Origin of the sequence: Mucisphaera sp. (assembly GCF_965279675.1) — a bacterium.
Classification (GTDB): domain Bacteria; phylum Planctomycetota; class Phycisphaerae; order Phycisphaerales; family Phycisphaeraceae; genus Mucisphaera.
This window is the reverse complement of the sequence record NZ_CBDIIJ010000002.1, coordinates 344,837-364,565: the sequence shown is the minus strand read 5'-3', so window position 1 is coordinate 364,565 and position 19,729 is coordinate 344,837. Positions and strand designations below refer to the sequence as shown.

Sequence of the window (19,729 nt, the reverse complement as noted above, 5' to 3'; positions counted from 1 at the left end):
GTCGATGTTGTGACGGCCGACGCCTAACTCTTACTGGCCGCGAGATCGTGGCAGGAGGACACCATGAAGCAGATCCAGTTGCTGCTACTTGAGACCGTTGACAACCTTGGTTTGGTGGGTGATGTGGTGAAGGTGAAGCCGGGTTATGCCCGGAATTATCTGCTGCCGCGTGGGTTTGCCGAGCCGCCGACCGAGGAAAAGATTGCTGCGTTGGCCGAGAAGCGGGCGCAGGCGAAGGTGGAGCAGGATCGGATCCGTGGCGAGCAGGAAGCGCTGATCGAGAAGATCACGGGTTACGAGTTGACGCTTGAGCGTGCGGCGAACGACCAGGGTGTGCTCTTTGGCGGGGTCTCGCAGCACGAGATCGCCGAGGCTCTGCGTGAAGCGGGCTTCGCGGTGGAAGACCGCCACATCCGGATCGGCAGTCAGGTCAAGCGGATTGACAGCTACGACATCCCGGTCTGGCTGAACAAGGACCTGAAGACGGAGATCCGGCTTCACATCGTGTCGGACCGCCCGCTGGACCTGGACGAAGAGGTCGAGGCGGCGGAATCGGCTCAGGAGGGTGAGGGCGTGAAGGCTGAGGGGGAAACCGCTGAAGCCGCTGAGGCGGCCGAGGCCTGAGGCTGAGTTAACTACTGATTATGAGAGCACCCCGTCAGTGATGGCGGGGTGTTTTTATGTATCTTGCGGAAGGAGGTCATCTATGAGTGGCGTTACAACCGGACTGTCAGCTTTCCCAGGGTGGTATCAAGTCATAGGTCTTGGGCTGGTGATACTGTTTGCGTGGCTGGTGACCAGAGGATGATGAATTGCTTTTTGATCGGTATTAAGCCCGTGCCACCTTGCCCGTCGTGAGCTTGGGCGAGGCGGGTTGCTGACCCTGTTTTTCGGGGTACTTGATGCGGCCGTGGTACATGGCCTGGAGGGTTTTGGTGATGGACTTCTCGATGGCGGAGAGGTCCTGGAGGGTGAGGGAGCACTCGTCGAACTGGCCGTCGTTGAGGCGCTTGGACGCCATGGTGTGGACGATCTGTTCGAGCCGGATGGGGGTGGGGTCGGGGAGGGCTCTGGCGGCGCCTTCGATGCCGTCGCAGATGAGCATGATGGCGGCTTCTTTGGTCTGCGGTTTGGGGCCGGGGTAGCGGAACTCGAATTCGGAGGTGGTGTTGCCCGAGGCTTCGGACTTCTTCTTGGCGGCGTGGAAGAAGTACTCGACGAGGGTGGTGCCGTGGTGGGATTCGATGAACTGGCGGATCTGCGTGGGCAGGCGGTATTCGCGAGCCATCTCGATGCCGTCTTTGACGTGGCCGACGATGATGAGCAGGGACATGGCGGGCGAGAGCTTGTCGTGTCGGTTGGGGCCGTCGCCCTGGTTCTCGATGAAGTACTGGGGTTTGTGGACCTTGCCGATGTCGTGGTACATCGCACCGACGCGGCAGAGCAGGCCATCGGCTCCGATGGCGTCGGCGGCGGCTTCGGCCATGTCGGCGATGCGCAGCGAGTGCTGGAAGGTGCCGGGGGCTTCGTGGGCGAGGCGTTGGAGCAGGGGGTGCGAGGCGTCGTTGAGCTCTTTGAGCGTCATCGCGGTGGTAACGCGGAAGAGGTGTTCGACCTGGGGCAGGAGGCTCTGGACGACCATGCCCGCGGCGGTGACGGCGAGCCCGCCCCAGAGTGCGGCGAGGCCGATGCGGTTGAGGGCGTTGGGGAGCGCGAGGTCGTTCTGTGCAAGCCCGACGAGGGTGGTCATGGCGGCCATGGCGAGCCCGCCGTAGATCCCGGCGCGGAGGATGGTGGAGCGTTGGCGGACTTCGCGGAGCAGGGCGATGGCGGTGCCGGCGGCGGCAAGCAGGGCGGCGGCTTCGGCGAGGGAGAGTTTGAGGCTCAGGCCGATGAGGGCGGTCTGGACGATGGTGGCGGCGAGGGCGAAGCGCTGGCCGTAGACGAGCGAGAGGATGATCGCGCAGAGCACGGTGCCGAAGGTGGTGGCGATCAGGATGGTGTTGGAGCCGGCATTGAGCTGGACGGAGAGGGCGGGGATGGCCTGGCAGAAGAGCATGAGCGAGACGAGGCCGAGGCCACGGGTCGGGTTTCTGCGGATCTGCGGCTTGAAGGTGTAGACGTAGAACCAGAGGCAGATGGCAATGAAGCCGGCGATGCCGATGACGCCTGCGGGTTGGAGCCAGGTGGCCCAGGTCGGCAGCATGGCGTGGTATTGGCGGCGTTCTTCTCTGAGGAGGGTGACGTCCTGCGTGCTGAGGATCGACCCGCTGGGCACGAGGACCTGCTGGGCGGCGTAGGCGTCGATCTGGGGGCTGGCGGCGAGGCGGGCGGTCTGGCGGCCTTCGGCCGTGGCGGGCTCGTCGTAGAGGTAGTTGGGTCGGAGTCGCTGGAGGACCAGGGCCGTGACCGGTCGTCGGAGGGCGGGGTCGAGGTCGCGGGCGGCGCTGAGGATGGCGGCCTGGATCTGCTCGGTCTGCTCGACGGAGAGGAGGTCGTAGTAGTACCCGCGGATCTCGTCGGGGGTGCCGTTGGACGGGTTGGGGTGTATCAGGGTCAGTCGGCCCTGGTTTTCCTGTTCGAGTTCGTAGCGTTCGGCGGAGACGATGGGTCGGTTGTAGATGCGGGAGAGAAAAGCATCGATGCGGTCTTCCCACTGCTGCTGGCCGTTGGGTCGGGAGGCGTACTCGGCGAGGCGTTCGAGGCCTTCATCGGTGATTTCGTAGGGTCGTGGGGTGTCGGTCTGCTCGGGATCAACGATGGAGGGGAAGCCGGCGAGCTCTTCGCGGAGCTGCTCGAGCCAGTCGAGGTCGGGCTGGTAGACGTTGGGGGCGGCGGCGGCGGCGTTCTGCCGGCGGCGCTCGGTGCCCTGCTGGTTGAGGACCTGGAACTCGACGCGGGCGATGACGGGCTCGGTGGTGCGGGCGCCGGGGTAGAGGCCGATCTGCTGCTGGGCCGAGAGGGCGATGAGTCCGCTGATGAAGCCGAGGGCTATGGCGAAGAAGACCGTGGTCACGATCTCGGTGTTCTGGAAGGCCTGGACGGGGGGATGGCGCTCGCGTGCGACGCTTTTGCGGACTTCTCTTCGTCGGGGTGAGGTCTGCTTGGCCATGGTTGGCTGTAGGCGGTCCGGCCTGTTGGCGGCTCTGGGTCCTGGGGGGTTGCGGCTGAGCCTCTCCTCGGGTGATCAGTTTACCGGACTCTGCTTGCCGGGGTCGTCTTGGGGTACATCGGCGGAAAGATCGAGGGGGTGCTTTGTTTGCTTTTTGTTGGGGTCATAAGCGGCGATAATACGCTGAACGAGGCCGTGGCGCACGATGTCCTGCGGTTCCAGGGTGGTGAGGCCGACCCCAGGGGTTCTGCGGAGCCGGTAGGCGGCATCGACGAGGCCGGAATCGCGGGGGTTGTCGAGGTCGATCTGGGAGGTGTCGCCGGTGATGACCATCTTGGAGCCGTGGCCGAGCCGGGTGAGGAACATGAGCATCTGGCCGCGGGTGGTGTTCTGGGCCTCGTCGAGGATGATCCAGGCGTGGTTGAGGGTGCGGCCGCGCATGAAGGCGAGGGGGATGACTTCGATGAGGTCGTTGGCGATGAACCGCTGAACCTGTTCGAAGGCCATCATGTCCTGAAGGGCGTCGAGGAGGGGTCGGAGGTAGGGGTTGACCTTGTCCTGCATGGTTCCGGGGAGGAAGCCGAGTTTTTCGCCGGCTTCGACGGCGGGTCTGGCGAGGACGAGTTTGCGGACGAGGCCTCTTTTGAGCATGGCGACGGCGGCGGCGACGGCGAGGTAGGTCTTGCCGGTGCCTGCGGGTCCGGTGCAGATGGTGAGGTCGTGCTCGCTCATGGTTTTGAGGTAGCGCCGCTGGCCTTCGGTGATGCCTCGGACGGACTTGTGGCCGAGGTAGACGTCGAGGTGGTCGGTGGCGAAGGTGGGACTGTCGTCTGACAGGGCATCGGTGGGTGGTGCCCAGGCGATGCGTTCGAGCAGGGCCTGGCGTTCCATGGTTTGGCCATCGGCGGCGCGGTCGGTGAGTTCGCGGAGCGCGGCGGCGGCCCGACGGACATTGTCGGGTTCGCCGGTCACGCGGATGGTGTGCGAGCGTGCGACGAGGGTGACGCCGAGGGCTTCGCGGAGCAGCTTGAGGTTGCGCTCTTCGGGTCCGGTGACGAGCAGGCGGTGGTCGGGGCGGGAGGGGAGCTGGATTTCAGCGGTCACGGTTGATTCCGTTGGGTTCGAGGTGTTGGACTTTCTGTCGGAGTTGTTCGGGGGTGACGCGCCTGAGGATCCTGCCGTCTGGCGTTCGGTGTTCTAGGAGCTGGCCGTCGTGGTCATAGATGAGGGCCTGGGCGGCTCGACGGGGTGCCGGGTAGAGCGTGACGGTCCAGCCGTCGCTGGTGGCGGCTGCTTCGGCGAGGGCAAAGCTCATCGAGGCGGTGGGGGCGTAGTAGTGATAGAAGGCGATGGGGCGGCCAAGGGCGTCGAGCCAGCCGGGGCCGAGGGCGAGTTGGTGGGCCATCGGGAGGTAGCCGAGTTCCGGGATGGCGTGCTCGGTCTGGGAGGTGCTGGTGGGTTCTTCGCGGGTGATGATGAGGCTGTCGCCGCTGCGGACGGCGGTGACGGCCGAGCTTTGCGTTTGTGTTTGCAGGGTCCCTGGCTGGCGGAACGTGGTGCGTGCTTCCCAGACTTCGATGGTGCCGTCGGCGGAGGCGAAGGCGCGGATGAGGGCGTCCTGGGTGCCCTGGTTGGAGAAGACTCGGCGCATGCGTTCGACGCTGAGGCCCTGTGTGCCGAAGTCCTCGTTGATGGTCTGGGTGTGGCGTTCGTAGCCGATGACCTCGCCGTCGGCTTCGATGAGGAACCAGTGGTTCTGGGTTCTTTGCCCGGCGCGGGTCATGGCGGGGAGGATGGCTTTGAGCCAGTCGTCGCCTGCGCGGAGTCGGCGGAGGTGTTCTTCGCCGAGTTCATTCTGGTCCTTGACCGACAGGCCTGCGATGGTGGTATCGAAGAGGGCGGCGGCGGCCTCGGCGTCGGCCCAGTCGGCTTCGGACTGGATGACTGCGTAGCGTCTGGGCGAGAGCATGATGAAGGCCTGGGCCAGGTAGAACTCGCCTCGGGTCTCGGAGGTGACGCGCATCTTCCACCAGTGGGCACGGTGGCCGGCGATTTCGGTGCGGTGGGGTGACTCGTCGAGGAGCAGCGGCTGGCTGGCCCCGAACCCGAGTTGTGCGAGAGCGCGCTCGCGGATGTCGGGGAGGGACCAGTCGAGAGATTGCTGTTCGATGTGGAGGCTGGCGACAGCCGAGTCTTCGCCAACGATTTTCAGCAGGGCGCCATCGGTGGTTTGTTCGACGATGCGGAGGCCGGGCGGAGTGTCGATCGACAGGCCGAACATCGGCTCCGACCAGGTCTCGGCGTGCAGCCGGGGAACGCCGAAGAGGCCGATCATCAGACCGATGATGAGGATCGTGGTGAGCGATCGCTTCACGGGGCGTTGGGCTCCGTGCTGACGGACTCGGTGGGGCGGGCGCCGGGGCCGATGATGCTGACGAGTCGGAAGCTCTCGGCCGCGAGTTGGTTGCCGGCGTCGCTGAAGGGCACGAGGTCGGAGACCCAGACGATCCAGAAGGTTCGGCCGTCGTTGTTGATGCTCATGACCGCCATGGCGACGACGCTGCGTGCCGGCGTGCCCGGCTGGGCTTCATCGGTCTGGATCTCGACATCGACGGTGCCGAGGAGGATGGCGCCAGAGTGGGTGCGGCGGTGGAATGGCTGGAGGTTGGTTTCGAGTGGTTCGAAGCGGCTACGGTGCTCGCCAAGGATCTGGAGGTAGACCTCCTCCGTGGTGGTGCCTTCGGGCAGGTTTTCGAGGGTTCCGATCCTGAGTCGACGGGTGGGTCGTGTGGGGTCCTGGAGGGTGATGGATTGGGTGGTGAGTTCGTCCCAGCCGGAGTCGGTTTCCTGGTTTTCGATGGACCAGCTCGGCGGGAGGGCGAAGCTCATGCCGGCGAGATTGACCCAGGGCACGACGCGCGTCGATTGTTGTGGGCGAGCCGTGGGCCTTTGAGCATCGAAGCCGGCGAAGGGGTCACTGGGCTCGTCGGGCGTGACGAGCGAGGCGACGCCGAGCGTGCCGAGGAACAGCAACACCATGACCCCGGAGAGCACGGCGGAGCGGCGAAACGAGAGGTGTTCTTTGCTGTTGGCTGCCACGCCTGCATGCTAGATGCGGTGGTCGGCGGTTGCCAGTAGGAGGGGGGTTCGCTTCAGGCGGCCTGAGCGAGATTCGGGGTGGTCCGTCGGCTGGTGACGACCTGCTGTGAGGTCTGATCGCGCGTCGGGTCCATCTGGTCCAGGAATTCGGGGAGTCTGGCCATGTGCTCATTGGGGATGATGATGGTGCGTCCTGCCCGGGTCAGGTAGGGCTGCGCGTGGGCTCTGGTTCCGACGACGGTGACCTGGCTTCGTTCCGCTGTGGCGCAGGCGTTTCGGAAGTGTTTGCCGCGTTTGGCTCGGTCGAGAAGTCTGCCGCCTTGGTCGAAGCAGGTCTGGGTGTCGGTGGCCAGGTCGCAGACGGTGAGCGTCTGCCTAAACCAGCGTAAGGCGGGCCAGACGGAGCTTCCGAAGGCGATGACTGTTGTGAAGGCTCCGTCCTTCTGCCAGCGGTCGACGGTTCGGGAGATCGGCAGGTCGAGTCTGCGGGCGGCCTCGGGGGGCTCGACGGTTAGCGCGGTGCAGCAGGCCTGGGCCCTCCGCCAGGCCTTGAGATGCAGTCGCTGACTGGCGAGCACGGTGAGGTAGAGGTCGCGGTCGGGTGCCAGTTCCTGGAGCAGAAGGCTCAGCCGGTGCTGGCTGGCCTGGCCGCGCGGGTCGGGCAGGGTGTCGGTGAGGATCAGCAGGCGTGGCCGTGGAGCTGATTCGCCGAAACGTGCCGGCATGTTCGCGGAGCTTGCTTTTGGGGACGATGGAGCCATCGGCCTGTTTCCTGGCATTGGTTGGTGGGTCGATGACTCAGGCTGCTTCGCGGAGCTGTTCGGTATACCGGTAGCGGTATCGATAGCTGTAGGCGTAGCTGTAGCTCTGACCGATCTCTTCCTGGTCTGTCGCGATCACGCCGCCGATGGGCGTCTGGTAGCTCTTCAGCACGCGGGTGGCCTGCTCGATGAGCGGGCGTGGGGTGTGCCGCATCCGAGCAACGAGGAGGACCTCATCGGAGAGCCCGCCAAGGATCCCGGCGTCGGCGAGATCGAGAACCGGCGGGGTGTCGATGATGACGTGGTCGTAGCGTTGGCGGAGGGTGACGAGCAGGTGCTTCATCCGCTGGGAGCCGATGAGGCCGACGGCTTCGCGTCCGGCTCGTCCGCCTGCGGTCATGACGGAGAGGCGGGTGCCCGGCACCCGGGCGATGGCCTGATCGAGTTGGGCTTCGCCACGGAGATAGGCGAGGAGCCCGGTGGTCGCGCCGAGTCGGAGCATGTCCTCGAAGGAGGGCAGGCGGAGGTCGGCCTCGACGACGATGGTGTTGCGCTCGTGCAGTTCGGCAAAGCTGAGGCCGAGGTTGATCGTGGAGATCGTCTTGCCTTCTTTGGGTGTCGCGCTGGTGATGGTGTGGATGAGGTTGCGCCGCTGTTCCCAGCGAGCGAGCATGGAGGTACGGATCAGCCGGTATTCCTCGGAGGCTTTGGCGCTGGGGTTGGTGGCGACGACCACCCGGTCGTCGAACTGATTGGCCTGACGATTGTCCTGAGTGCCGATGCTCCCGAGTGGGCCGTACTGGGCGTCCTCCATGTCCTGGAGCGTGTTGTAGGCGGCCGGAGGCTCTTCCGGGTTTGGGTCGCTGATCGGTTGCGCGGCCTGAGTCTGTCCATCGAGGCCGTCGGTGAGTTCGGGGTCCTCGAGGATGCTGGCAAACGGGCCGGTCCCGCCGAATGGCGTTGGCGCAGCAGTCTGCTCGACGGGCTCGGTGGCCTTTGGAGCTTTGGTGTAAGGCGTTGACCAGGCCTGATCCGGCTTGCGGTTGGTCGCGTCCGGGTTTGGCTCGTGCTGGTCGTCGGACCTGTTTAGAGCGTCAAAGATGTATCCCACGATCGCGTCCCTACTCTCGGTGCGGTCCATTCGCTGCGTGGGCTCACCGGTCGCACGACTGGTTCACCGAAGCTTGGCAGCATGTCATCAATCACGGCCTCAACGGTATCGGCCGTCACCCGGGTGCTTTCCCTGACGAAACTCATCAGCAGCGTGTTATCGCTCACTACGTTGATGAGCCGCGGTGTTCCCCGGGAGAACTGGAAGATGGCGTCCTTGGCTCCGGCATCGAACTCGGGGATGACCCGTTCGGGATCGATGCTGGCGGCCTGGAGGCGGTGTTCGATATAGGCGGCGGTGTCGACGCGGCTCATGGGCTTGAGCTGCTTGGCCAGGACGATCCGCTGGCGGAGCGCGAGCATACGCGGCTGGGCGATGCGCTGGCGGAGCTCCGGCTGGCCGACGAGTACGAGCTGCAGCAGCTTGACGGTGTTGGTGTCGAAGTTGCTGATGAGCCGGAGTTCTTCGAGGGCCTCATCGGTGAGGTTCTGGGCTTCGTCGACGAAGAGCACAACCGGTCGACGCCGTTGGGCGTGCTCGATGAGGACTTCGTGGAGGATCTCCAACAGTCTGGCGTGTTCGGCGCCGGCGGGCGGGGTGACGCCAATAGCTCTGAGCACGTGGGCGATAAGGTCGGCACGATCGGTGTGGGCGTGAACGACCTGAGCGATCGTGGCCTGGTCGCCGCAGCGGGCGAGCATCTTGCGTCCGACGGTGGTCTTGCCGGAGCCGATGTCACCGGTGACGAGCACGATGCCCTTTCGGAGACGGATCGTGTACTCGATCGCGGCGAGGGCTTCGCGGTGCTGTTCGCTGTCGTAGAAGAACCGCGGGTCGGGCGTGTTCTCGAAGGGCAGCTGCTTGAACTGGAAGAATTCTTCGTACATGGCCTTACTCGCCCTGGTTACGGGGTTCTGGCAGTGCGGCGGGTGCCGCTTCTGCGTCGTTGGATTCGATGGCCTCGGTGTCCTGCACGGCGAAGACGTGTGGTCGTTCGAGGTCGAGGTAGAGCAGTGCGCCGACGCCGACGAGCACGGTGGCCATCACGACGGCGTTGGTCGGGTAGAGGATCAGCCTGCGTAGCCGGCGGCTGCGCCGCTGGTCGTGGGTGATGACTTCGCTCACGGACCCGATCAGGGGCAGTCCCAGGTCGTTGGCAAGCGCGTTGCCGTCGTAGTAGGTGGCTTCCATGCGGTGGGCGAAGAAGACGCCGAGGGAACCGGCAATGACGCCGAGCAGACCGCAGGCAAGCAGGACCTGGGTGAGGTCGGGTGAGACGGGCCGCCAGGCGGCTCCGGCGCGCTTGACGAAGGCGAACTGGACGCCACGGTTGCCGTTTTCGGCGGTGAGTGCCAGCTCGATCCGGCGGAGGTTGGTTTCCCAGAACTGCAGGCTGCCGCGGGCTTCGGTGAGCTCCCGTTGGAGTTTTCGGTATTCGCTTCTGACCGGGAACATGCCTGCGGAGCTGGCGCCCAGGGTTTCCAGGCTGGCCTTGATCGAGCTGATCTCGTCGTCGAGGGCGTTGAGTTCGCCTTCGCTGCGGGCAAGGCTCAGTTCCATCTCGGTTCGCTTGGGGTTGGGGATGATGTTCTTGGCCGTCACGACTTCGGCCTCGATCTCGGCGATGCGGGCTTCGACGGTGCTGATCTGCTGGCTGATCGATTGCACGTCGGGGTGCTGCTCACGCATCTTGTAGACGTTGAGGTAGGTGTCGAGCTGCCGGTTGAGTTCGCGTCGTTTGGCGTTGAGTTCGTCGCGGGCCGGGTTCGCGCCCATCACGAGTGACTGCACGGTCGTTGGCTGCTGCTCGATGCCGTCGCGGAGCGTCGAGAGCCTGGCGACGATGGCTTCCCGCTTGGCGACGAGTTCTTCGAGTTCCTGGCGGTTCTCGATGAGCTGGTTCTGGATGTTCAGCGGGTTGTCGGGTAGGAGGACGGCGTTCTCGATCTCGAAGCGCAGCATCCGGTTCTCGATTTCTTCGATGGTCTGCCGGCTGCTGGCGAGTTCGTTGCGGAAGAAGTCGGCGGACTCGTTGAGCCTGGCGTCCATCTGCGCACGGGTGGCGGCGATGTACTGCTCGACGAGGTTGTTGACGACGAGTCGTGTCACGGCGGGGTTCGGGCCGGTGTAAGAGACCCGGATGCGGTCGACCTGGGCGCTGGCCAGGTCCCAGCGGACGGTGACCTTGCGGAGCAGGTCGAGCCGTAGCTGCTGGCGGTCGAAGCTGGTCTGGATGACGCCCATCTCGCGGAGCTCGGGTTCGATCTCGCGGATGAGCCGGTCGATGGCGACTTCGCCGGTGAGTTCTTCGGTGACGGAGTTGCGGGGGACCTGGAAGGCGCCGCTGGCACCGCGTGAGGTCATCTCCTTGAGGACCATGTCGGTGCGGGTCTCGAAGATGGCTTCGGACCGGTACTTCCGGGGCAGCGTGAGGCTGATGATGAGCACGGCGACCATGACGGCGAAGCACGGCAGGACGAAGCGCCACCGGTATCGCCAGACGATGGACCACAACTCGAAGAGGGCGGTCTGTTGATCTTGACTCTGTGTCATCGCGGAATCCTCAAGCCTTTGTGGCTTTAGTTGCTGGAGTTCGTCGAGTCGCCGCCGTAGCGTCCTGCAGCTGATTCGATATTGGCCGGTCCGTTGACGACGGAGGCGGCCGGGGTCAGAGGCAGCAGCAGCTGCTGCAGGCTCAGGCCGATCGAGGCGAGTGTGTTGGGGGGTACGTAGATGACGTCGTTCTCTTCGAGCACGGCGTCGAGGGTCGTGTCGCCTTCCTGGACCATCTTGTTGAAGTCGATGGTCATGGCTCTGCGGAGGGTGCCGTCGGCGTTGGGACGCAGGACTTGGATCTTGCTGGGGTTGGACAGCCGGCTCGGCTGAGCGCGGGCAAGTGTCTCGAAGATGGTGTTGGCGCCGTCGTAGGCGTAGGGTCCGGCGACGGCGACTTCGCCGAAGACGAAGATCTTTTTGGAGGCGAAGGAGGTGACGCGGACGGAGGCGTCGGCGTCTTCGTAGTACTGCTGGGCGAGCTGTTCGAGTTCGGCCCCGAGTTCGAGGGGGGTTTTGCCGGCGGCGTAGACCTCACCGAGCAGCGGGACGGTGATCATGCCGTCCGGGCGGATGGTCTGGTTCAGGCCGTTGATCTCGCGGACCCGCTTGGAGCTGATCGCGATCGAATCGGGGGGTGCCATCCGGTATTCGGTGGCGGTCACGGTCGGTCGCGGGACCCGAACGAAGGCGCTGTAGTCGGTGTGCTCGGGCTGGCAGCCGGTGACGCCGAGGGTGGCGACGGCCGCGAGGGCGATGGCGAGTTTTTGTTTGGTGGTCGTTTTCATGGTTCGGATCGCTTGTGACACCTCAACAGGCGGTGGGGTCCCAGCATCGGGGCACGGTTTGCAGAAGGATGCGGACATCGGCGGCGATGGAACGCCGTCGGAGGTAGCGGAGGTCGAGGGCGAGCTTCCGTCGCATGCCCCTCAGATCGTTGCTGTAACCGTTTCGGACTTGCGCAAGTCCCGTTAATCCCGGAGGTCCGGTAAGTCGCCACTCGATCCGGGGCACCTCTTCGCGGAGTTCCTCGATGATTTCGGGCCGTTCGGGTCGGGGTCCGACCAGGCTCATCTGGCCGGTCAGGATGTTCCAGAGCTGGGGCAGTTCGTCGATGTGGCTCTTGCGCATCCAGCGGCAGCCGGGGAGGATGCGCTGGTCGCCGGTGGTGGCGAGCCTCGCGCCGGCGTCTTCGGCGTCGAGGGTCATGGTGCGGAACTTCCAGAGCCGGAAGAGCCAGCCGTTGCGGCCGACGCGCCACTGCCAGTAGAGCACGGGTCCCCGATCGATGGCCTTGATCCAGAGCGCGACGGCGAGGAGCAAGGGGCTTAGCAGCAGCAGTCCCAGGCCGGCTGCGAAGATATCGATGCATCGCTTGGTCACCTCGTAGCCGTAGCCGGGTGTTTCGAGGCGGCCGAAGGGCACGGCGGGCTCGAGCATCGAGGCTTGGGGCTGGAGGGTGTTTGCGGGCATGGTCGGTCCTCGGGCTTGTGCCGGATCTACCGGCGGTCCTGAGCGACATCGACGGGGGAACTGGCCGACTTAAGCCAGTTGGGCCAGCGGTGACGATTTTTCCGGTGATCGGGTCTGCGGGGAGCCGGTCGGCGGGGTTCTTCGGCGGGTTATCTGGACCCGGAGCAGGCGTGACGACACGCGGATCTAGCGACCGGTGACTGATAGAGATAGACTGGCGTGAACGCGTCTGTAGCTCAATTGGATAGAGCATCGGTCTTCGGAACCGAGGGTTGAGGGTTCGAGTCCTTCCAGGCGCATTCTGATGGTCCTTCAGACGAGCCTCTGGGGGCCCCTGGTGCGGCACGATCTTGGGTGGCGGTGGATTGGGGAGGATGACGCTGTCGCCCGGCGATGTCAGCCTTGCGTGTCCCGATCATTGCTTGATTCATTTTTTTCGGAAACCAGGGGAATACACCGGTGTCAACGACCGTTAACCCCGCATGGTCAACGATCGTTTACATCGTGGAAGCGACGACGAGCAGCCCGCGAGCACCAAGGAGGCGCTCCGGGTGGCCGCTCTGAAGATCGCCCGCACGGAGGGAATGCGTGGAGCCTCAGTCCGGTCGATCACGCGTGAGGCCGGCGTCACCGAGGCCGCGCTCTACCGGCATTTCAAGAGTAAGGACGACCTCTGGCGAGAGATCTACACCCGCATCGTCCAGGAGATGATCCGCGAGAAGGCCGACCTGCTGACCAGTGACGCCCCGCTGGAGCGGAAGATCTACCAATGGGTCGATCTCACTTACGCCTACTACGACGGCAACCGGGATGCGTTTACCTATGTGCTGCTGATGCCCGATCGCTATGCCGACTCACTCGGCGAGGTCTATACGGCTCAGAGCCGGATGCTCCGGGAGTTGCTGATGGAGGGCGTGCGTGCCGGTGACTGTCGGGGGCTCGATCCTGATCTGGCCGTCGCGACCGTATCAGGGATGCTTTTGAACGTGCCGAGGCTGATCAATGAAGGGCTTCTGAAAGGTCCTGCGGTGGGGTACTCGGATGATGTCTCCCGGGCGATCTGGCGGGTGCTGGCGCCCTGGGGTTAGAAGGCTTGATGTGAACTGATTCGCCGGTTGTTCCGGCTGATGCCTGATTCGGTTTGGGACCTGGCTGTCGTGCGGCGCGGCGCTCGGCGGTCACTGCTATCTCCGCGCCTGCACTCTCTTGGAGGAGTCACAGATGATGCATCGCACGATCGGAAGTCTCGCAGTTGGTTCGGTTCTGGTGGTTTCAGCGACCACCGCCACGGCCCAGGACATCACCGTCACCATTGAGAACCTCCAGCCTACGGACGGGTTCGCCTTCACGCCGTTCTGGGTCGGCGTCCACAACGGCGGGTTCGACAGCTACGACGGCGGGGCGACCCTCGCCGGATTCCCGGGCACGGAAGAGCTGGCCGAAGTTGGCGATACCGGGCCGATCTCTGCCGCGTTCGGTACGAGTGCTGCGGGCCTCGCCGGCGGGGTAGACCTAACCATCACCAGCCCGTCGACCACGCCACCCGTGTTCACGCCCGGCGACACGGGCAGCGCGACGTTCAGCGTCGGCGACGCGACGGTGAATCGGTATTTCAGCTACGCCTCGATGGTCATCCCCAGCAATGACCTGTTTGTTGCCAACGGCAACCCGTTCGCGATCGAGCTGTTCGATGCCTTCGGCAACTTCAACGGGCCGGTGGAGATCCTGCTCTTCGGTCGGGACGTGAATGATGCCGGGACCGAAGCGAACGACGCCCTGGATGGTCCGGCGTTCGTTGCCGGCCAGGTCGGTACGGCCGGTACTGTGACCGACGTGGCGGTGTTCAACATCTTCGACGACCCCACCATCCCGGCCCACCTCGACTCATTCATTGGCACGTCCAACCCGCTCTACACCGTCGGCAGTTCGTTCGGCCCGGATGATCTGATCGCTCGTATCACCATCGTTCCCGAGCCGGCCAGCGCGGCGGTGGCGGGCCTGCTCGGTCTGGGCCTGCTTCGGCGTCGCCGGCTGATCTGAACCCCCTGATTGCTCTCTTTCCTTCCTTGTTCAAGACCCCCGGCCAAGTTGTGTGGCCGGGGGTCTTCTGCGTGGGGGACGCCAAGTAATATGGAGGGATGAGTGAGCAGGCGCTATCTGGAGCACAGTGCGCGGGGTGTCGGTATTCGTTGGATGGGTCGCCGGAGGTCGGGGTGTGTCCGGAGTGTGGGCGGGCGTATGACAAGAGTGCGGTGCTGGGTCATGAACTAGCCGTGTACCGTCAGCCCAAGGCTTTCGGACACCAAGTCATGTTTTTACTGGCTTGGTTACCAGTCGTCGCCTTGGTTATCTACCTGTTTACCATGGTCAGCCTTCATACCGCATTCTGGTCCGAGTCACGAAGCGAATTGATTTCTGTTTTTACAGTTGCGACAACATTACTCTGGATCGGTGTGTCCCTACACCACGGTTTCTTTATGCAGAGGTATCTGCAACCCTACAGAGCACCTCTTCAGTTTGTGGGTGTTGGAGTTGAGGCGGGCAGAGATACATCGCGATACCTGTTCATCTATCTGCCAGCTGTTTGTTTTGCCTGTGCAGAGATGATCCTAGCGAGCGTCATTCTGCTGCACCTCGTGCTTTCGTTAGCGGCCTATCTGTTGTTCTAAATCTGCGCATTGTCATCACTGGTCTTGCTTAACACTACTACTCTTTGACCCCCCACCCCCCTCCGGCTACCTTGCGTGGCTCGAATCGCCGAGCGTGGGCTCGGTCCAGACATTCACCTCTTTTGATCAGGGAGATCGCGATGGCGATCGAAACGCTTTACGACAAGGATGGGTCGCTTGACGGCCTGAAGGGCAAGACGATCGCGGTGCTCGGCTACGGCTCGCAGGGCCACGCCCACGCTCAGAACCTCCGGGATTCCGGGCTGAAGGTCATCGTCGCCAACCGCAAAGACTCGGCCAACGGCAAGCTCGCTGCGGAGCATGGGTTCGATCCGCTGCCCGTCGATGAGGCCGTCAAGGCCGCCGACGTGGTCATCCTGACCCTGCCCGATGAGGTGCAGCCGGATGTCTACGAGAAGTCGATCGCCCCGAACCTGACGCCGGGCATGACCCTCGGCTTCACCCACGGCTTCAACGTGCACTTCAAGACGATCACCCCGCCCGAGGATGTCGATGTGGTCATGGTGGCCCCCAAGGGCCCCGGCCACACCGTCCGCTGGGAGTTCGAGAAGGGCGGCGGCGTCCCGGCCCTCATGGCCATCCATCAGGATGCCTCCGGCAAGGCCCGCGACACGGCGATGGCCTGGGCCATCGGCGTCGGCGGTGGCAAGGGCGGCATCCTCGTCACCACCTTCAAGGACGAGTGCGAGACCGACCTCTTCGGCGAGCAGGTCGTCCTCTGTGGTGGCCTGTCCGAGTCCATCAAGAAGGGTTTCGAGGTCCTGACCGAAGCCGGCTACCCGCCCGAGTTGGCCTACTTCGAGGTCTGCCACGAGCTCGAGCTGATCATCAACCTCATCAAGCGTGGCGGTCTCGACTACATGCGGTACTCCATCTCGAACACCGCTGAGTTCGGCGACTACTACACCGGACCGAAGATCTGCGACGACGAGACCAAGCAGCGCATGGCCGCGGCCCTCAAGCACATCCAGGACGGCGGGTTCGCCAAGGCCTTCCGCGAGGACTACGCCAAGGGCTTCCCCTGGTTCAAGAAGCAGCGGGAAGACAACAAGGGCCACGCCGTCGAAAAGGTCGGCAAGGAACTGCGGGCCATGATGCCCTGGCTCGACCCCGTCGACCTCGACAAGGACTAAGGACTTCCATCTTAAGAATGACGAGGCCCCGGACTTCGGTTCGGGGCTTTTTCTATGGCTTAGTGGGTCCGTCGACGGCGTACCGCTAAAGCACCTAGGGCTATCAGCGTTATCCCCGCTGGCTCAGGAATCGCGGTGTTGCCGTCGAAGCCGAAGTTGGCCGCGAGCAGAGAAAGATCGATCAGATCGACGGTGCCGTCGGTGTTGAAGTCGCCGTGCGACCAACCTCCTGACTGACCAAAGCTCGCGGCGAGCGCGGAGAGATCGATGAGGTCCACGCGCTGATCAAGATTGGCGTCGCCGCGTTGTGTGCTGAGCAGGGCGGTGATGAGGTGGTCTAGATCCGCGGCTTCAATCAGCGGGCTTCCGTCGACCATGCCGTAGCGGAGGTCGATCGCTCCCGTGTTGATCGCCGCGGCGAGCTCGTCTATGTCCGATGCGTCCAGCAGGCCGTCGAGATTGACGTCGCCAATCAGCCAGGCCTCATCAACAGTGAGTCGTTGATTCGTCGCGACGTTGTCGAGGGTCTGCGTCAGCCCACTCGGCCAGCGGATCTCGATACGGTCCACTGTTTCCGCGTCGCCGAGGCCGAAGTGCACCAGTATCTCGGACTGGGCTAGGAAGTTGCTCCCGCCATCCATCTCGCGGAGGTAGGAGGTGGTGGGATCACTTAGGTCGGGAGTGACCGTGACCCAGGCACCGACGCCATAGGTGTTGGAGATGACGCCCCGCAGATCGAGTTGGAGGTAGCTGCCGGCGGTCGGGTCGCTGTCGGCGTCGTTGCGGTAGACCGTCGGCGCGCCGGCGTTGTTGACGATGAGGACGTCGAGGTCGCCGTCGCGGTCGTAGTCGAAGGTGAGAAGCCCCTTGCCGGAGCCGTCGTCATCGACGCCGATGGAGACGCCGATCTCGGTGAAGGTGCCGTCGCCATCGTTGTCGAAGAACTGGGTCCGATCGATGGGGCGGCCGGACTGTCCGTTGGTGGCAATGAGGTCGAGGTCGCCGTCGTGATCGTGATCGAGGAAGGCGGTGCCCCATCCCCAGCCGCCGGCGTTGACGCCCGCGGTCTTGCTGACTTCGGTGAACTGCCGGTTGCCGTCGTTGCGGTAGAGCATGTTGCCAGAGCCGACGGTGCCGCCCGAGTCGATGTTGGTGATGTAGACATCGAGATCGCCGTCGCTGTCGTAGTCGCCGACGGTCATGCCCATCTCGGAAAAGCCCTGGTTGAAGCCGGCGGCGTTGGTGCCGTCGAGGAAGGTACCGTCGGCGTTGTTCCAGTAGGTCTTGCTGGTCAGGAAGTCGTTGGCTTCGACGAGGTCGGGCCAGTGGTCGCCATCGAGGTCGGAGAAGCGCGAGGCCCATAGCGTGGCCTGGGGCGTGTTCGGTGCGTGCTCGACGCCTGCGGCGGCGGTGGTGTCCTCGAAGAAGCCGCCGCCGGTGTTACGCAGCAGCCGGGCGTTGTGGTCGGCGTTGGTGGTATTCAGATAGCCCCAACGCCACTCGCCGGTGTGCAGGTCGAGCCAGCCGTCGCGGTCGTAGTCACCAAAAGCGACCGACGTGCCGTAGTGGGTATCGGGCTTGCTGACGGCGGCTCCACGTGGCAGCGCCTGCTCGGTAAAGCTGCCGGTGCCGTCGTTGATAAACAGGTAGTACCGGGTGTCCTCAGTGGCCGTGGCGTAGAGGTCGAGATCGCCATCGTGATCGACATCCCCAAAGCCGAGACCGTTGAGGGTTGCTGGCAATGCAGATACATCGAAGGCGAGGCTGGTGGCCTGGGTGAAGGTGCCGTCCTGGTCGTTGAGATAGAGCAGGGGGGTGTCGCCATAGCGGGAGACCACGACATCCGGGAAGCCGTCGCCGTTGACATCACCAGCCGCGGCTCCGCCGGTCTGACGGCGGATCTCGTCGCCGGTGTCCGGGAATGCCAGGACGTTGCGCTGGAGATAGAAGATGCCGGTTGAGAAGGTGGCGTCGGTGAAGCCGGTGGCTCGGGCAGGTGCGCTCGCGGCGGCGAGGGCCATCGCCGCGGTCGAGCCGATCAGGATGCCTCGGAATAGGTGCACAACAGCTTCCTCTCAACGGTTACTCAAGCCTACACCCGGACCGGCGATCGGCCAGCCAAAAAACAACGCCCGGCGGTGAAGCCGGGCGCTGCGTAGGGTCTGAATCGAGGCTCAGGCTCAGGCCTGACGACGACGCAGGGCGGCGAGACCGCCGAGGCCCAGGAGGGCGGCCGAAGCCGGCTCGGGCACCGCGAAGAAGTAGACGTGACCCGAACCGAGGTCGGACACGGCGAGGACGCGGGTCTCGATGTCGTAAGCGAAGTCGTAGACGATGGCGTCGAACGGATTCACGCCGAAGTCGACGAAGGTCTGAGCGGCCTGGACGAACGGCGAGCCGTCCGGAGCCATCCAGTTGATGGCGACGTCGTTGGCCGAGTCGCTGGCGGGGTTGTCACCCGAGCCGAGCGGGGCGTTGGCGTCGAAGGCTTCCACGATGTCGACGAGGGCCGGGCTGGCCGTCGCCGCGTTACGCGGGTTGTTGACCAGCAGCAGGTCGGTGGGGAGGCCGCCACCGGACTTTGCCGCGTTCACGAACTCAAGGTTCTGATCCTGGTTGAAGTCGGCGTTGCCGAAGTAGGTCAGACCGAGCGAGGCCTGGGTGTACCAGCCCTGCGTGGGGAACGGCGGGTTGGGGTACTGCACGAACGACTGGGCACCGTCACGGGTCATCTTGGAGATGCCTTCGATGGTGAGCAGGTAGTGGTCGCCGGTCTGGTCGTTGTAGGCCACATCGACGCCGCCGGTGGTGGCGACTTCGTTGCGGTACTCAGCGGTGCCGGGATCGCCGGAGAGCAGAGCTCCACCGTTGACATCGTTGGCAATCCGCTGACGCTGAGCGAAGACGACGGAGGAGACGGCAGCCGGGCCCTGGCCGTTGAAGCCGGGATCGAGGGCGACACCAGAGAAACCACGGCCATCGGCACCGTAGTTGGCGGGAGTGGCCAGCGGGGCGTCGGTGATCACGCTGAGGGTCTGAACCCCGCCAATGGTGTGGACCTCGAGGAGGTCATCGGTGGCAGCGTTGATGTCGAAACCAGAGACCGAGGCGACGTACTCAAAATTGGCATCGAGGCTATCCACGCCGCGGGCATGGATGGCGGGGGTGCCGAAGACGTTGGCGACGGTGGCAGAGCCGAGGGGATCGTCGATCCGGACGACCTGGCCGCCAGCGCCGAATTCACCGACGTAGAGGATGCCGCCGGAGAAGCCAACCGACAGCGGCTGGGCGATCGGGCGGCCGGAGGCGTCCTGCAGGGCGGTCACGTCCAGGCGGCCGATCTCCTTGAAGTTCACGGCGCTCGCGACGGTGGTGCCAGCGGCAACCAGGGTGACAGCGGTCAAAAGGGTACGGGTATTCATCTTCTCAAGCCTCCTTCAGGGGGGTGGAATAAGGACAGAAACAGGGTTCAGGCAAGTAGGTCGAGGCCCGACAGGGGCACATCGATCAGGGTCAATCTCTCTCGTTTAGGTTCTACCAATCTCCGCTTACACGAAACTCAGACAGGCACGCGATTCAGCAAGCCTTCCCGGACTTCACTCTTACATAAGATAAAGGCCGAAGGCTGGCTGTCAAGGAATTATGGTCTTTCAAACTTGTTCTGGTCCAAAGATTTACGCCGATTCTCGGATCTGGTGAAGATAGGCGGTTTGTGGTCAATAGCTCCGGCGGGACTCGAACCCGCACTGGATCGATTTTAAGTCGATTGCCTCTGCCAATTGGGCTACGGAGCCATC

The 19,729-nt window shown here is 64.1% G+C and carries 17 protein-coding genes and 2 tRNA genes; 6 read left to right on the top strand and 13 right to left on the bottom strand.

Going from position 1 to position 19,729, the window contains the following annotated elements; all coding sequences use genetic code 11:
- Nucleotides 1-63 precede the first annotated feature (63 nt).
- Nucleotides 64-624, top strand: a complete 561-nt coding sequence (gene rplI, locus ACQZAB_RS01585; RefSeq protein WP_428386485.1) for a 50S ribosomal protein L9 — start codon at nt 64-66, stop codon at nt 622-624.
- Nucleotides 625-829: 205 nt separating this feature from the next.
- On the opposite strand, the gene ACQZAB_RS01580 is transcribed toward rplI, so the two are convergent.
- From ACQZAB_RS01580 to ACQZAB_RS01535, 10 genes are all read right to left on the bottom strand, one after another.
- Nucleotides 830-3,112, bottom strand: coding sequence for an HD family phosphohydrolase (locus ACQZAB_RS01580; RefSeq protein WP_428386483.1), 2,283 nt, complete (start codon nt 3,110-3,112; stop codon nt 830-832).
- Nucleotides 3,113-3,187: 75 nt separating this feature from the next.
- On the bottom strand, nt 3,188-4,216 hold the full coding sequence (locus ACQZAB_RS01575) for a PhoH family protein (RefSeq protein ID WP_428386481.1): 1,029 nt from the start codon (nt 4,214-4,216) through the stop codon (nt 3,188-3,190).
- Nucleotides 4,206-5,486: a hypothetical protein gene (locus ACQZAB_RS01570; protein WP_428386480.1), complete on the bottom strand. Its 1,281-nt coding sequence runs from the start codon at nt 5,484-5,486 to the stop codon at nt 4,206-4,208. Before ACQZAB_RS01570 ends, ACQZAB_RS01575 begins: the two co-directional genes overlap by 11 nt.
- Complete coding sequence (locus tag ACQZAB_RS01565; RefSeq protein WP_428386478.1) at nt 5,483-6,211, bottom strand: hypothetical protein; 729 nt, start codon at nt 6,209-6,211, stop codon at nt 5,483-5,485. Before ACQZAB_RS01565 ends, ACQZAB_RS01570 begins: the two co-directional genes overlap by 4 nt.
- Before the next feature lie 53 nt (nt 6,212-6,264).
- Nucleotides 6,265-6,936, bottom strand: coding sequence for a hypothetical protein (locus ACQZAB_RS01560; RefSeq protein ID WP_428386476.1), 672 nt, complete (start codon nt 6,934-6,936; stop codon nt 6,265-6,267).
- 73 nt (nt 6,937-7,009) lie between these two features.
- Nucleotides 7,010-8,083 carry a CpsD/CapB family tyrosine-protein kinase gene (locus tag ACQZAB_RS01555; RefSeq protein WP_428386474.1) on the bottom strand — a complete coding sequence of 358 codons (1,074 nt, stop codon included), beginning with the start codon at nt 8,081-8,083 and terminating at the stop codon, nt 7,010-7,012.
- Nucleotides 8,059-8,970, bottom strand: coding sequence for an ExeA family protein (locus ACQZAB_RS01550; RefSeq protein WP_428386472.1), 912 nt, complete (start codon nt 8,968-8,970; stop codon nt 8,059-8,061). Before ACQZAB_RS01550 ends, ACQZAB_RS01555 begins: the two co-directional genes overlap by 25 nt.
- A gap of 4 nt (nt 8,971-8,974) precedes the next feature.
- Nucleotides 8,975-10,636, bottom strand: a complete 1,662-nt coding sequence (locus ACQZAB_RS01545) for a GumC family protein (protein ID WP_428386471.1) — start codon at nt 10,634-10,636, stop codon at nt 8,975-8,977.
- 26 nt (nt 10,637-10,662) lie between these two features.
- The gene (locus ACQZAB_RS01540; RefSeq protein ID WP_428386470.1) at nt 10,663-11,424 is read right to left on the bottom strand and encodes a polysaccharide biosynthesis/export family protein; all 762 of its coding nucleotides are present in this window, start codon (nt 11,422-11,424) and stop codon (nt 10,663-10,665) included.
- 22 nt (nt 11,425-11,446) lie between these two features.
- Nucleotides 11,447-12,109: a sugar transferase gene (locus ACQZAB_RS01535; protein WP_428386469.1), complete on the bottom strand. Its 663-nt coding sequence runs from the start codon at nt 12,107-12,109 to the stop codon at nt 11,447-11,449.
- A gap of 225 nt (nt 12,110-12,334) precedes the next feature.
- Between ACQZAB_RS01535 and ACQZAB_RS01530 the strand changes: the two genes are divergently transcribed.
- The 5 genes from ACQZAB_RS01530 to ilvC all read left to right on the top strand — a co-directional run bounded on the left by ACQZAB_RS01530 (nt 12,335) and on the right by ilvC (nt 15,932).
- Nucleotides 12,335-12,408, top strand: a tRNA-Arg gene (locus tag ACQZAB_RS01530).
- A 252-nt stretch (nt 12,409-12,660) separates the two neighbouring features.
- Complete coding sequence (locus ACQZAB_RS01525; RefSeq protein WP_428386468.1) at nt 12,661-13,197, top strand: TetR/AcrR family transcriptional regulator; 537 nt, start codon at nt 12,661-12,663, stop codon at nt 13,195-13,197.
- Nucleotides 13,198-13,330: 133 nt separating this feature from the next.
- Nucleotides 13,331-14,149, top strand: coding sequence for a spondin domain-containing protein (locus ACQZAB_RS01520; RefSeq protein WP_428386467.1), 819 nt, complete (start codon nt 13,331-13,333; stop codon nt 14,147-14,149).
- Between the two features lie 98 nt (nt 14,150-14,247).
- The gene (locus ACQZAB_RS01515; protein WP_428386466.1) at nt 14,248-14,778 is read left to right on the top strand and encodes a hypothetical protein; all 531 of its coding nucleotides are present in this window, start codon (nt 14,248-14,250) and stop codon (nt 14,776-14,778) included.
- Between the two features lie 140 nt (nt 14,779-14,918).
- A complete protein-coding gene (gene ilvC / locus ACQZAB_RS01510) occupies nt 14,919-15,932 on the top strand; it encodes a ketol-acid reductoisomerase (protein ID WP_428386465.1) in 1,014 nt (337 codons plus the stop codon).
- A 59-nt stretch (nt 15,933-15,991) separates the two neighbouring features.
- Here the strand turns inward: ilvC and ACQZAB_RS01505 are convergent, their stop codons facing one another.
- The 3 genes from ACQZAB_RS01505 to ACQZAB_RS01495 all read right to left on the bottom strand — a co-directional run bounded on the left by ACQZAB_RS01505 (nt 15,992) and on the right by ACQZAB_RS01495 (nt 19,726).
- Nucleotides 15,992-17,995, bottom strand: coding sequence for an FG-GAP-like repeat-containing protein (locus ACQZAB_RS01505; protein WP_428386463.1), 2,004 nt, complete (start codon nt 17,993-17,995; stop codon nt 15,992-15,994).
- A gap of 117 nt (nt 17,996-18,112) precedes the next feature.
- Nucleotides 18,113-19,354 (bottom strand): PEP-CTERM sorting domain-containing protein, encoded by a 1,242-nt coding sequence (locus ACQZAB_RS01500; RefSeq protein WP_428386462.1) that lies wholly within the window; start codon nt 19,352-19,354, stop codon nt 18,113-18,115.
- A 298-nt stretch (nt 19,355-19,652) separates the two neighbouring features.
- Nucleotides 19,653-19,726: transfer RNA gene (locus ACQZAB_RS01495), tRNA-Leu, on the bottom strand.
- Nucleotides 19,727-19,729: the final 3 nt, after the last annotated feature.